This is a genomic window from Streptomyces sp. URMC 126 (genome assembly GCF_051386555.1).
Taxonomy (GTDB): Bacteria; Actinomycetota; Actinomycetes; order Streptomycetales; family Streptomycetaceae; genus Streptomyces.
This window is the reverse complement of sequence record NZ_JBPQTX010001176.1, coordinates 1-247: the sequence shown is the minus strand read 5'-3', so window position 1 is coordinate 247 and position 247 is coordinate 1. Positions and strand designations below refer to the sequence as shown.

Below are 247 nucleotides of genomic sequence, written 5' to 3'. Positions count from 1 at the left end.
ACCTCCACCCGGTCGCCCTCACTCCCCGGGCGGACACCTGCTCCACCGCCGACGAGGACGCCCGCCTGGCCGCCGTGCTCAAGCAGGTGAAGGAGGACCTCGCCACCGCGTCCGCCCACGGCCTCGGCTACGGGCTGCTGCGCCATCTGAACCCCGACACGGCGCCCGAACTCGCCGCGCTGCCCAGCCCCCGGCTGCTCTTCAACTACCTGGGCCGCTTCGACGCCGCCACGGAGGCCGACTGGGC

The 247-nt window shown here is 74.5% G+C and carries 1 protein-coding gene; it reads left to right on the top strand.

Annotation, left to right across the window (positions count from 1 at the left end; all coding sequences use genetic code 11):
* The coding region (locus tag ACSNOK_RS35570; RefSeq protein WP_436784804.1) for a hypothetical protein at positions 1 to 247 on the top strand (247 nt) is incomplete at both ends.